Raw genomic sequence first — 12,789 nt, 5'->3', positions numbered from 1 at the left:
GCTGCACCCCAGCCGCGTTCCCGGCGGCTCTCCGCGCGTGTCCCCCCGCGCATCGGCGTCCGACCGCGCCGTCCCCCACCCGAACCACCCATGGAGCAACCCGTGGCCAGGCGTCCCCTCCCCAGCATCCTCAGCACCCGACCGGCGCTCGTCCGCAGCCGTGATCTGGCGCGTACCGCGGCCGACGGCGCCAGCGACGTGCTGCACCCCGTCATCACCATCGCCCGAGGCATGCGCAGGCAGGCGTCCTGGGCCGGCGGGTGGTGGGGCCGCACCCCCAAGGACCGGCGCGGGCCGGCCCTGCTGCTGGCCGCCGCGGCCGTCGTGATCGTGGCGATGATGCCGTACGGGCCGATCATCGGCGTCATCGCGCTGATCGCGTCGGCCGCGTGGATGGGCCGGGACCGCACCGCACCCGCGCCGACCGGCCCGAGCGAGGCGGAAGGCGTGCGCCTCCAGTCGCTGTACGAGGCGCTGGTGCCGTACCTGTCGGACGCGGGCGACCCGGCGCCGCTGTACGCCCACGACGGCGGCTGGGACCGGGCGTTCGACTCGTACGCGTTCGAGGACGGCCGGCTGGTGCGGCTGCACCTGCGCTACCCGGCCTACTTCACCGACGGCGAGGCGGACTCCCGTGCGCGGGTGGAGCAGTTGCTGCACGCGAAGGCCGGCCGCGGCCGCGAGTACCGCTTCGACTGGAACGAGGAGGAGAACCACCTCACCCTCACCGCCCTGCCGCCGCTGCCGACCGACATCGTCGCGCAGCGGTTCGTCACCTCCCCGGGCGAGACGGTGCTCGGCTTCACCGACACCGACACGGTGCAGCGGACGGTGCCGGTCGCGGTGCCGGCGGACGACGACGACCCGGCAAGCGCCGGCCAGGAGCCGGCCACCCGGGACGCGCCGCCGGTGGTGTGGCGTACCGGTGCCCGCTCCACCGAGCCCCACCTGCTGGCGCTCGGCCAGCCCGGCACCGGCACGACGAGCCTGCTGCGGTCGATCGCGCTCCAGGCGCTGGTGCACGGCGACGTGGTGGTCGTGGACGGCAGCGGCACCGGGGAGTACGCGTGCCTGACCGGGCGGCCTGGCGTGCTCGCCGTCGAGGACGGCCTGCTCGGGGCGTCGGCGACGCTGGAGTGGGCCGCGCACGAGACCGAGCGGCGGCTGATCGCGGTGAACCGGGCCCGGCAGGCCGGGAACCCGGTCGCCGAGGACGTGCGGCGGCCGCTGTGGATCGTCGTCGACCGGCCGACCGCGCTCACCCAACTCGCCCTCGCCGAGGGCCGGCCCGACCCGCAGGCGCTGCTCGACGTACCGCTGCGGCACGGCCGCACCGCGAACGTCGCGGTCGCGGTGGCCGACCAGCTCGACGCGACCGAGGCGCTGGCGCCGGTGGTGATCTCCCAGACCCGGGCCCGGGTGGTGCTCGGGCCGCTGGCCCCCGAGCACGTGCAGGCCGTCCTCGGGGCGCCGCAGCGCACCACGCCCGCCGGGGAGGTGCCCCCCGGCCGCGGCTACGCCCGGCTCGGCACCGGTCCCGTGCTGCGGCTCCAGGTGCCCGCCACGCCCGACCCGTTCGACGAGGAGACGCCGGCGGCCCAGCGCGCGGCGGTGCTCGCCCTGCTGCCGTCGAACGGCGGCCCCGCGCCCGACGCCGCGCCGGCCGCCGCCGAGCCGGCGCCGGCCGAGTCCACGCCGGAGACGGTCACCCTGCGCAAGGACGCGGTGGTCCGCACCGTGGCCGACCTCGAACTCGGCTGATCCCACGGGCGACCGGCCGCTCCGGGCGCCCTGATCCGCCGACCGCCCCGTGCCCGGTTCCCGCGGGCACGGGGCGGCGGCCCGCCCGGGCTCAGCCGTGGACGAGTTCCTCGATCTCGGCGACGGCGTCGTGCGCGGCGTGCACTTGGGCGAGCCGCTGGACGTTCTCGCGTATCCCGGCGTCCTTCAGGAGCAGCCGGGTGGCGTCGGCCACGGCCTCCGGGGTGGGCGGCGCTGTCCGCAGGTCGATGCCGAGGCCGTGGTGGGCGACCCGGGCGGCGTTCGCGGGCTTGTCCTCGGTGAGACCGGCGGCGATGACCGGCACACCCGCGGCGAGCGCCTGATGGATGCCGCCGGCGCCCCCGTTGGTGATGTATACGTCCGCCCTCGGCAGCAGGACGTCGAACGGGACGAAGTCCGCGACCCGCGCGTTGGCCGGCAGCGGGACCGTCAGCGCCTCCACCTCGCGGCCCAGCGCGGCCACCACCGTGACGTCGAGGTCGGCGAGGCCGGCCAGTGCCGGCTCGACGAGCTGGGAGAGGTCCCGGTTGGCCATGGTCCCCTGGGTCACCACGACGACGGGACGCGAGCCGTCCAGATCCGACCACCACGCCGGCGGCCGCCAGTCCGCGTCGCGCTGCGGGGTCAGGTTCCCGACCAGCCGCAACGACTCCGGGGCGTCGCTGCGTTCGAACTCGAAGCCGGGCACGGTCAGCGCGGCGGTCGCGTCGGGCACGGTGATGATCCCGTCGACGAACGGCGGGAACGTCTCCGTCGCGCCCATCTCCCGCAGCACCTCGTTCAGCCGGTCCTGGGTCGGCTGCATCGCCTGCATGAAGCCCGCGTTGGCCGCGCGGTTGGCCGCCTTCCGGTCCTCCCCCGGACCGACCGGCACCGGCCCGAAGAAGGTCGTGTCGTCGCTGCTCAGAGCGAGCGGCACCGCCGAGACCGCGACCCAGCGGCGCGGCCGCCGCCCGGGAACGCCCAGCGCGGTGGGCACGGCGCCGAGGAACAGCGCGTTGCAGACCAGGTACTGGTCGGGGTCCTCGGCCAGCAGGTCCTGGAGGGCCGCGTGCTGCTCCGGCATCGGGTCGACGAAAGCGTGCACCCAGTCGAAGTTGAGCTGCTCGGGCCCCGGCGCCAGTTCCGCGCGTCCCGGCCGGTCGCCGAAGAGCCGGTCGTCGAAGTCCGCGTCGCCGGGCAGCGGCGAGAAGGCCAGCCCCCTGCCCTCGACCGCGGCACGAAAACGGCTGCCGGTGAGCACGGTGATGTCGTGGCCGCGACCCGCGAGCCCGCGGGCGAGTTCCAGCAGGGGAGCCAGCTCGCCGGTGATGGGCGGCGCCGCCACGATGATCTTTGACATGTAAACCTTCCGTGGATCCGAGGAGTTACCCGATCTCACCGAAGTACACGCCGGGACACGCGCCGCGGGTTCTCCCGACACGCGGGAAGTTCGATCTTGCAACTCCCCACGGCCGCAAGGCCGTTCAGGCCACGAACAGCCCCGTCGGCTCCCCGTCGGGCGCCGCGCCGGACCGCACCAGCTCCGCCGCCTGCGCGAGCCGCGCCGCGGCCTCCTCGGCGGCGGCCCCGCTGACCGTGAACGGTATCCGCACGTACGACTCGAAGGCCCCGTCGACCCCGAACCGGGGCCCGGCCGGCACCCGGACGCCGAGCCGCTCCCCCGTGACGGCCAGGCGGGACCCGGAGACGTCACCGGTCCGCACCCACATCGTCATCCCACCGCGCGGCACGCTGAAGTCCCAGCCGGGCGTGTGCGCGCGCAGCGCCGCCGCGAGGTCGTCCCGGCACTCCCGGGCGCGGGCCCGGCGGGAGGCGAGCGCCTGCTCCCAGCCGCCGCCGCGCATCAGCCAGGCGACCGCGAGCTGGTCGACGACGGGCGAGGCGAGGTCGAGGTAGGCGCGGGCGGAGACGAGCCGGCGCACCACGTCGGGCGTGGAACGCACCCAGCCGATCCGCAGCCCCGCCCACACGCTCTTGCTGGCCGAGCCGACGGTCATCACGGTGCCGCCCCGGTCGAACGCCGCCAGCGGCCGCGTCCCCGACTCCTCGCCGTCGAGCACCAGTTCGGCCATGGTCTCGTCCGCCACCACCGTCGCACCCGCCACCCGGGCCGCCTCGACCAGCTCGCGCCGCTCGTCGTCGCCGACCAGCGTGCCGGTCGGGTTGTGGAAGTCCGGCATCACGTAGACCATCCGGGGCGCGGCGTCCCGCAGCACCCGCCGCCACAGGTCCATGTCCCAGCCGCCCAGCTTCTCCCGCAGCACCACCGGCACCAGCCGGGAGCCGGTCTCGCGGAAGAGCTCCAGCACGTTGGCGTAGCTGGGGGACTCCACCGCGACGCGCTCGCCGTAGCCGACCAGGCGGCGGGCGGTCGCCGCGATCGCCCCCATGGCGCCGGTGGTCACCATGATCTGCTCGGGCATGGTCGGCACCCCGCGGGCGGTGTAGCGGTCCGCGATGGCCTCCCGCAGCACCGGCAGCCCGGCGGGGAAGTCGCCGTGGGTCGCGGCGTACGCGGGCAGCTCGGCCAGGGCGCCCTGCATGGCCTGGCTCAGCCACGGCTCGGGCGCGGGCAGCGCGGCGGTGCCGAGGTCGATCACGGAGCCCGCGGCGTCCGGCGGGAGTGGTTCGAGGCTGCGGGAGGGCAGGATGTGCCCCTCGGGGATCGCGGTCCAGCTTCCGGCCCCGCGCCGGGACCGCGCGAAGCCCTCGGCCCGCAGCGCCTCGTACGCGGCCGCGACGGTGGTCCGGCTCACTCCGAGGGCCAGCGCGAGTTCGCGCTCGGCAGGCAGCCGCGCGGCCACCTGCAGCCGCCCTTCCAGCACCAGCAGCCGCACCCCGTCGGCCAGGCTGCGGTAGGCGGGCAGCTTCCGCCCGCTGGCGCTGCCACCGTTCCGGCCCGCGCCACCGCCGCCTCCCGGTCCGGGGGCGAGCAGCCGGGCCAGGTGCGCCGCGCTGACCGTTGCGGTCCACTGAGGCATCGAAGTCAGTCCACCCTTTCCGGATTGGCCGTGGAACAAAGCCGCTGACAGGCCACAGAATCGCATGTGCATCCGTTCGACCGCCAGGGGGGCACCGTGCGCCGTCCGATCATCCACCGCCTCGTCCGTCTGTACGCCGGGCTCGCGCTGTACGGCGCGAGCGACGCGCTGCTGATCCGCGCCTCGCTCGGCCTGGACCCGTGGGACGTCTTCCACCAGGGCCTGTCGCGGCTGAGCGGGATCAGCATCGGCACGGTCTCCATTGTCGTCGGTGCGGTCGTCCTGCTGCTGTGGTGGCCGCTGCGGCAGCGCCCGGCCCTCGGCACCGTGTCCAACGTCGTGCTCGTCGGCCTGTCGATCGACGCCACGATGGCCCTGGTGCCGTACGAGCCCGCGCTCGCGCTGCGGGCGCCGCTGATGGTGGCCGCGGTACTGCTGAACGGCGTGGCGACCGGCCTGTACATCTCGGCCCGTTTCGGCCCCGGCCCCCGCGACGGTCTGATGACCGGGCTGCACCGCAGGACCGGCCGTTCGCTGCGGCTGATCCGCACCGCCATCGAGCTGACCGTGCTGGCGGCCGGCTTCGCCCTCGGCGGCGGGGTCGGGATCGGCACGGTGCTGTACGCGGTGTCCATCGGCCCGCTCGCCCAGTTCTTCCTGCTGCGCGTGTTCGGCTCCCCCACCGACGCACCCGCCACCCGACCTGCGCCGATCACGGCCGGTACGGCCGCTACGGCCCCATCCGGGAGCATTCGCCGGGAAGCGCCGGAACACCAGGTGGTGGACACGATTTAGTCCTGAGGGGTGCGGGCGGGTAGTGTACGCGGTTGGCCCAGCGACCTGACCGCTACTGCACGCAAAAGATACGACGACAGTGGGTGACATATCCCGCTGAGTGTGACAAAAGGGACGTTGCTGGGTACAAACAGGGGCGACACGACGGGCGACGCATATCCCGCAACGGGAATCTTCACCGCCGACCGGACGTTGACCGGATGACGACGACAGCGACACCTGTCCTGTGGGCGACCAAGCCCGGGAGGCACGATTCATGAGTGAGCGAGCTCTCCGCGGCACGCGACTCGGGGCCACCAGCTACGAGACCGACCGCGGCATCGATCTGGCCCCGCGCCAGACCGTTGAGTACGCATGCCGGAACGGCCATCGATTTGAGATGCCGTTCTCGGTTGAGGCCGAGATTCCGCCGGAGTGGGAGTGCCGCGCCTGCGGCCAGACCGCGCTTCTGGTGGACGGAGAAGGTCCCGAGGAGAAGACCACCAAGCCCGCGCGCACACACTGGGACATGCTCATGGAGCGGCGCACGCTCGAAGAGCTGGAGGAAGTGCTGGCCGAACGGCTCGCCGTCCTCCGTTCCGGGGCGATGAACATCGCGGTGCATCCGCGCGACAACCGCAAGACCGCTTAGATTCTGGATCGGGTCCGTGGCCGCGGGCCCCGAAAACCCCCGCCCGGCCGGAGCGCAGCCTCCGCGCCGGGCGCTCCTATGGGCGCGCCCTGACCCTCCGGGATGCCCCTGTCCGCCGGTTCCGGGACCACCTGCCGGTGGCGGGTTGCGCGGGTAGTTCTCCCCCAGCCTGGCGGCTGGGGGAGAACTACCCGACAAGCCGCCGCGGACCGCAAGGTCCCGTCACGGGCAGAACGGGGCACTCCGGAGGGTCCCGCGAACCTAGTCGTGGTGGATGACCTCGCCCTGGACGACCTTGTCCGAGGGGGAACCGGGGGCACTCGGACCACCGGGGCCGCCGTAACCGCCGGGTCCACCCGGCCCCGGCGGGAACCCGCCCGGCCCCAACCCACCCGCGGGGATCCCGAGGGCGCGGTCCACCCGGCGCCCGATGAACCCCCGGGTCGGGGGAAAGAGCAGCACCAGCGCGACCGCGTCGGAGATGAACCCGGGGATGATCAGCAGCAGCCCGCCGAGCATGGCCAGGCCGGTGCGGCCACCGCCTTGCGGCGCGGCGGGCTGGGTGCCCTGCTGCTGGGCGCTCACGGCCGCCGTGAGGTTGCGCCAGGCGCTGCGCCCGGCCCGCTTCACCGCGATGGCGCCCAGCACGAATCCGGCCAGGATGCACAGCAGCACGACGAAGCCGTTGGTCGCCCCGGCCACCACCGTCAGCAGCCAGATCTCCAGCACCGCCCACACCGCGACCGCGATCGTCAGCACGGTGCGGGCCCGCGAGCGGCGTCGCCGTGGCCGGACCGGAGGCGGTGTCATCGTCGTCATATCTCAAGTGTGCCAAAGTCCGGGTAAAGCCCGGATCCGGGCTCCCTCAGCGGTGGACCGCTCCCCCCGCGGCCCGCGACGATGTCCGGCGTGACGCACCAGGAGACCCCCGCACCCGTACCGCGCGACGAGCCGCAGGACGAGCCGCACACGGAACCGCCCCGCCACTCCCCCGAGGGCGACACCCTCGCCGCCCGTCTCGGCCGCATCGAGGCGCTGCTGGCCCCGGCCCGCGCCCGACTGGGTGCGGCCGAGCAGGAGGTCGCCCCGGCATGGCGCCGGGCCACCCGGGGCGAACCGCGCTGGGCGGCGACCCTCTCGGTGCTCGTGGTGATGGCGATCCAACTCGCGCTGCCGGCGCGGCTGGCGGGCCACCCCCAGGTGCTGATGCCCGCCGTGGAGGCGGCCCTGCTCGGCTGCCTGATCGCGCTCAACCCGCACCGCATCGAGCACCGCTCGCGCGCGTACCGGACGCTCAGCCTGGTGCTGACCCTGGCGATCGGCGGCGCCAACCTGTACTCCGTGATCCGGCTGGTGCGCGGGTTGGTCGAGGGCACCGACCGCACCGCGGCCGGGGAACTGCTGCTCACCGGCGGGGCGATCTGGCTGATCAACATCGTGATCTTCGCGCTGGTCTACTGGGAGCTGGACCGAGGCGGCCCGGCGGCCCGCGCGCACGGCGAGCGGGACGTACCGGACTTCCTCTTCCCCCAGTTGCAGTCCCCCGAGCTGGCGCCCCCGGACTGGGAGCCGGCCTACCTGGACTACTTCTACCTGTCCTTCACCAACTCCACCGCGTTCAGCCCGACCGACGTGCTGCCCGTGACGCGGAACGCGAAGCTGTGCATGCTCGGGCAGTCCGCGGTGTCGCTGATCACCGTGGTGCTGGTGGTGGCGCGCGCGGTCAACATCCTCAACTGACCGCCCGCCGCGGGCCGGACGGCACCGCCGCTACGGCAGCGGGCGGCGCCCGGAGAGCTTGCCCGCGCGGGAGCGGACGCCCCACGCGGTGACCCGCCACAGCGCCTCGACGACGATGTTGCGGCTCATCTTGCTGTCGCCCCGCTCGCGCTCGACGAAGGTGATCGGCACCTCCACCACGTGGCAGCCGGCCTTGACCGCGCGCCAGGCGAGGTCGACCTGGAAGCAGTACCCGGCCGAGGCGATGTCGCCCAGGCCCAGGCTCTCCAGGGTCTGCCGGCGGAAGGCCCGGTAGCCGCCGGTGACATCGCGGATCGGAACGTCGAGCATGAGCCGCGAGTAGGTGCTGCCACCCCGGGAGAGGACCTCGCGGTGCTTGGGCCAGTTGACCACCCGGCCGCCGGGGATCCAGCGCGAACCGAGCACCAGGTCCGCGCTCTTCAACGCCGTGAGCAGCCGCGGCAGTTCCTCCGGCTGGTGGGACCCGTCGGCGTCCATCTCGACGAGCACGCCGTAGTCGTGGTCGATGCCCCAGCGGAACCCGGCCAGGTAGGCGGCGCCCAGCCCCTCCTTGCCCTTGCGGTGCATCACGTGCACCTGCGGGTCGTCGGCGGCCAGTTCGTCGGCGAGCTTGCCGGTTCCGTCCGGGCTGTTGTCGTCGGCGATCAGGATGTCCGCCTCAGGCACCGACGCCCGGACCCGCTTGACGATCGGCCGGACGTTCTCCGCCTCGTTGTAGGTCGGGATGATGACCAGGACCTTGCCGAGGGGGTCGAAGCTCCGCTGCTCGTCCTCGTTCACTGCTGGTTCTGCCCTTTCGCCATGCGGGTGCGATCCATTCTGCCGATCGCGGTGGCGGCCGCGCAGGACAGGAGACCCACCATAGCGAGTGCCCACTCGGGTGCCGCACCAACTCGGTCCGCGAGGGTCTTCTCGTCGCGCAGCGGGATGTCGGCACTGATGACCTGTTGGGTGAACTCTTTGCTGCGCTTCTCGATCGTCCCGTCCGGCTCGACGACCGCGCTGATCCCGCTGGTGGCGGCGGTGACCACGGCCCGGCCGTGCTCGACCGCGCGCAGCTTGGACATCGCCAGCTGCTGGTCGGGCTGGCCGGTGCGGCCGTAGGTGGCGTTGTTGGTCTGCACGACGATGGCGCGGGCACCGGAGTTCACCGTGTCGCGCACGATGCCGTCGTAGGCGACCTCGAAACAGATCACGTCGCCGAGCCGGGCCGGGCCGATCTGCATCACGCCGGTGCTCTTGCCCGGGTAGAAGTCCTTCGGGATCTCGTTGAGCATCGGGATGACCTTGGTCAGCTCCTTGCGGAACGGCACGTACTCGCCGAACGGCACCGGGTGCTGCTTGGTGTAGTGCGCGCCGGGGCCGGTGACCGGGTCCCAGACGATGCCCTCGTTCTGCACGTGCGATGCGTCCGGGCCGTCGACCAGGGCGCCGACCAGCACCGGCACGCCGACCGCCTGCACGGCCTCGGTGATCTTGTCGTACGCCTGCGGGTAGGTGAACGGGTCCAGGTCCGAGGAGTTCTCCGGCCACAGCACGATGTCGGGCTTGGCCACCTTGCCGGCCTTGATGTCGGCGGCGAGCTTGAGGGTGGCCTGCACGTGGTTGTCGAGGATCTTCATCGGGCGGCCGAGGAAGTGCAGGCCCGGCTGCTGGACGTTGCCCTGCACGATGGCGACCTTCAGGTGGCCGACCGCGTTGGTGTGGATCGGCACCAGCAGGCCGGAGAGCAGGACGGCCGCGGACAGCACGAGAGCGCCGGCCGCGGGCAGCGCGCCGCGCACGGTCCGGGTCCGGCCGCGCGGGCCCGCGGCGCGGGCGCGGTAGGCGCGGTGGGCGGCGAGCCCGGCCGCGGCCAGCAGGGTGCCGCTGAGCGCCACCGCGAAGCTCACCAGCGGGGCGCCGCCGAGCGCGGCGAGCGGTGTGAAGGGCGAGCCGGTGTTCGCGAACGCCAGCCGTCCCCACGGGAAACCGCCGAACGGCAGCCGGTCGCGCACCAGTTCCTGGGTCACCCACAGGCAGGCCGCCCACAGCGGCCACCACGGCAGCTTGCGGGCCACCACCATCAGGGCGGCCATCAGCACCACGTACAGCGCCTCGATCGCGGACAGGCCCACCACCGCGAGCCAGATCACCGAGCGCAGCCACACCAGCAGCCAGAGGAAGAACGGGAACGCGAAGGCGAAGCCGAGCCAGGCCCCTTGGCGGACCGTGCGGCCCTCCAGCACGAGCGCGAGGCCGGCCACGGCCACCACCGACAGCGGCCACACGCCGTACGGCGGGAACGAGGCGGCCATCATCAGCCCGAACGCGGCGGCCACCGCACTGCTCGGTGCCGCGGCCCTGGCGGTGGCCCTCCACCGGTCTCGGCGCCTCGCCGGCACGACCGGCACGACGGTCACTTCGGCGGCGGTCGTGTCCCCGGTGGGCGCCGCGGGGGCGTTCGGCGGACGCAGGCGCACAGGCGTGGCCTTCCTGCAGGTCGGGACATTTGACGAAGGTGACGGTACCTCCTGTTCCTGGGCCTGCGCCGAGTGCGGGTCCGCCCGGGCCGCTCGAAGCCCCCGGGTTCCCGGACCTCACGGCCGGCGACGGGCTTGTCAGGCCCTCCGGCGGAAGGAGCCGCACACGTCCAGGGGCGCCGGGAGTACCGGAACGCAACGTCCCCTACGGCGCTCAGCGGGCACCCCGGAGAATCGGGGGCAGCAACGGGAGCGGGCCCGGACACCCTTCGGGCCGACCTGGGAACCGCTGGCTGCGGCTCGGCACCGAGGCCGTTGTCTACTGGGCGTCCGGGCCCTTCCCGGGTCGCACCTGCCGATCGGGCGGCACTCCCCCCGCGTTCCGCGCCGCGAACGCTGGACCTGGCTGCCAGTTGCACCGCGCGTGCGGCGCGGCGCCCCATGGCCCAGCGGCGGTCGACGCAACCGCGGAGAGCCCCCGGTCCGACGTCCTTTGGTGGACGTGGCCGAACCTACTCGCCCCCGACCAGCCACTGTCAACAGCCCCGTGACCTGCGGACTTTCGACAAATCAGCAGGTCAGTGGCGAGGCGTCCGCGCGGCGGCGACACGCCGCCGCGGTGTGTCCGCACACCGTTCGGCCGCATCGACGAAAGTGCAGGTCACCCGTTCGGCGGCCGATGGATCGTTCGCCCGCCGACGACCGTGCGCAATGCGGTGGGCAGCGGCTCACCCGGGGTGAGATCGGGCAGCCCGGGCGTGCCGGAGCGGGGGTCGGTGGACCAGTTGGCGACCCGCTCGTCAGGGGTCTGGACCACGAGGTCGCCCACCTGCCAGACGGCGTAGTCGGCGGGCGCCCCGGGGACGAGCACGCCGGCGTCGTCCCGGCCGATCGCGCGCCAGCCGCCGCGGGTGTGGGCGTGGAAGGCGGCGCGCGCGGAGATCCGGTGCGCGGGGGTGCGGTGGAAGGCGGCCGCGCGGACGGTCCCCCACGGGTCGAGGGGGGTGACGGGACTGTCGGAGCCCAGCACCAGGGGCACCCCGGCGCGGGTCATCGCGGCGTACGGGTTCAGGGTGCGGGCCCGCTCGCGGCCGAGCCGCGCGGCGTACATGCCGTCGTCGCCGCCCCAGGCCGCGTCGAAGGCGGGCTGCACGGACGCGATCAGGCCGAACTCGGCGAACGCGGCGATCGACTCCTCGGTCATCAACTCGGCGTGCTCCACACGGTGCCGCAGGGCCCGTACGCGGTCCAGGCCGGCCGTGGAGGCCGCCGCGCGCACTCCTTGGACCACGGCGTCCACCGCGGCGTCCCCGATGGCGTGGAAGCCCGCCTGGACCCCCGCCAGGGTGCAGACGGTCAGATGGCGGGCGATGGTGTCCGCGTCGAGGTAGGTGACGCCGAGATGGCCGCCGCCGGCGTCGTCGGAGTAGGGGGCGTGCAGCGCCGCGGTGCGGGAGCCGAGCGAGCCGTCGACGAAGAGGTCGCCGCCGGCGCCGATCGCGCCCAGGTCGCGCAGCCGCTCCAGATCGGCGGGGCCGGTCGCGGCCTCGGCCCAGTAGGCGTGCACGCGGGGGCCGGGTTCGGCGGCGGCCAGGGCGAGCAGCCCGGTGAGGTCGTCCTGCGAGGAGATGTCGGGGCCGGCGCACTCGTGCACGCTGCCGATGCCGCGGGCGGCGGCGTGCCGCAGCGCGGCCCGCTGGGCGGCGGCGCGCTGGGCGGGGGTCACCGCGGCGTAGGCGGCCGCACGGGCGGCGTGGTGGGCGTCGCGGGTGACCGGGCCGGTCGGGTGGTGGCCGGGCAGGCCGGCCGCGCCGGGGACCAGGTCCAGCAGAGCGGTGGTGACGGCGGCGGAGTGCACGTCGGTGCGGGCGAGGTAGAGCGGGCGGCCGCCGACGGCCCGGTCCAGCTCGGCGCGGGTCGGCGGGCGGCCCTCGGACCAGCGGGTGTCGTCCCAGCCGTGGCCGAGCAGCACCCGGTCGGCGGGGTGCGCGGCCGCGTACGCCGCGGTGCGGGCCAGCGCGTCCGCCAGGCTGTCCGCGGCGCCGAGGTCCAGGCCGGTCAGGGCGAGGCCGGTGGAGGTGGTGTGCACGTGGGCGTCGACGAAGGCGGGGGTGACCAGCGCGCCCTCCAGCCGGACCACCTGGTCCACGCCGTCCGCGAAGGAGTCCGCGGCGCCCTCCGAGCCGACCCAGGCCACCGTGTCGCCGTCGACGACCATGGCGGTCGCGAAGGGGTCGGCGGGGCTGTAGACGAACCCGCCGCGCAGCAGCACGGTGCGGCCGGCGCGGTCGTCGGCCGGGTCGTGCGGGGGGTTCGGGTCGGGCATCTCGGATACCGCTGCGGCGGGGGGCTGGTGCATACCGCCAGTCTCCCC

At 74.3% G+C, this 12,789-nt stretch carries 10 protein-coding genes; 4 read left to right on the top strand and 6 right to left on the bottom strand.

Translation table 11 applies throughout. The features are described from left to right. The first annotated feature begins 102 nt into the window (after positions 1-102). Positions 103-1,761 (top strand): hypothetical protein, encoded by a 1,659-nt coding sequence (locus C4U44_RS22175; protein WP_103887704.1) that lies wholly within the window; start codon positions 103-105, stop codon positions 1,759-1,761. Between the two features lie 91 nt (positions 1,762-1,852). Here the strand turns inward: C4U44_RS22175 and C4U44_RS22170 are convergent, their stop codons facing one another. Both C4U44_RS22170 and yczR read right to left on the bottom strand, forming a co-directional pair. Continuing rightward, positions 1,853-3,124 (bottom strand): nucleotide disphospho-sugar-binding domain-containing protein, encoded by a 1,272-nt coding sequence (locus C4U44_RS22170; RefSeq protein WP_103887703.1) that lies wholly within the window; start codon positions 3,122-3,124, stop codon positions 1,853-1,855. A gap of 124 nt (positions 3,125-3,248) precedes the next feature. Beyond that, positions 3,249-4,766 (bottom strand): MocR-like transcription factor YczR, encoded by a 1,518-nt coding sequence (gene yczR / locus C4U44_RS22165; protein WP_103887702.1) that lies wholly within the window; start codon positions 4,764-4,766, stop codon positions 3,249-3,251. Positions 4,767-4,862: 96 nt separating this feature from the next. Between yczR and yczE the strand changes: the two genes are divergently transcribed. Next, complete coding sequence (gene yczE / locus C4U44_RS22160; protein WP_235032252.1) at positions 4,863-5,561, top strand: membrane protein YczE; 699 nt, start codon at positions 4,863-4,865, stop codon at positions 5,559-5,561. Positions 5,562-5,817: 256 nt separating this feature from the next. Then, the gene (locus C4U44_RS22155) at positions 5,818-6,192 is read left to right on the top strand and encodes an RNA polymerase-binding protein RbpA (RefSeq protein WP_031517570.1); all 375 of its coding nucleotides are present in this window, start codon (positions 5,818-5,820) and stop codon (positions 6,190-6,192) included. 261 nt (positions 6,193-6,453) lie between these two features. Here C4U44_RS22155 and fxsA read toward each other — a convergent pair whose 3' ends face one another. Beyond that, positions 6,454-7,011, bottom strand: a complete 558-nt coding sequence (gene fxsA, locus C4U44_RS22150; protein ID WP_103887701.1) for an FxsA family membrane protein — start codon at positions 7,009-7,011, stop codon at positions 6,454-6,456. A 90-nt stretch (positions 7,012-7,101) separates the two neighbouring features. Here fxsA and C4U44_RS22145 point away from each other — a divergent pair, with 90 nt between their 5' ends. Beyond that, positions 7,102-7,932 carry a DUF1345 domain-containing protein gene (locus C4U44_RS22145; protein ID WP_235032251.1) on the top strand — a complete coding sequence of 277 codons (831 nt, stop codon included), beginning with the start codon at positions 7,102-7,104 and terminating at the stop codon, positions 7,930-7,932. A gap of 30 nt (positions 7,933-7,962) precedes the next feature. Here C4U44_RS22145 and C4U44_RS22140 read toward each other — a convergent pair whose 3' ends face one another. The 3 genes from C4U44_RS22140 to C4U44_RS22130 form a co-directional block, all read right to left on the bottom strand. Beyond that, positions 7,963-8,733 (bottom strand): polyprenol monophosphomannose synthase, encoded by a 771-nt coding sequence (locus C4U44_RS22140; protein ID WP_103887699.1) that lies wholly within the window; start codon positions 8,731-8,733, stop codon positions 7,963-7,965. Next, positions 8,730-10,415, bottom strand: a complete 1,686-nt coding sequence (lnt, locus tag C4U44_RS22135) for an apolipoprotein N-acyltransferase (RefSeq protein WP_407642872.1) — start codon at positions 10,413-10,415, stop codon at positions 8,730-8,732. Before lnt ends, C4U44_RS22140 begins: the two co-directional genes overlap by 4 nt. A 661-nt stretch (positions 10,416-11,076) precedes the next feature. Further along, positions 11,077-12,741 carry an amidohydrolase gene (locus C4U44_RS22130; RefSeq protein ID WP_103887799.1) on the bottom strand — a complete coding sequence of 555 codons (1,665 nt, stop codon included), beginning with the start codon at positions 12,739-12,741 and terminating at the stop codon, positions 11,077-11,079. Between the last annotated feature and the right edge of the window lie 48 nt (positions 12,742-12,789).

The organism is Actinacidiphila yanglinensis, from assembly GCF_900107965.1.
GTDB lineage: Bacteria > Actinomycetota > Actinomycetes > Streptomycetales > Streptomycetaceae > Actinacidiphila > Actinacidiphila yanglinensis.
The sequence above is the reverse complement of the archived record's forward strand: the minus strand, read 5'-3'. Positions and strand labels throughout refer to the sequence as shown.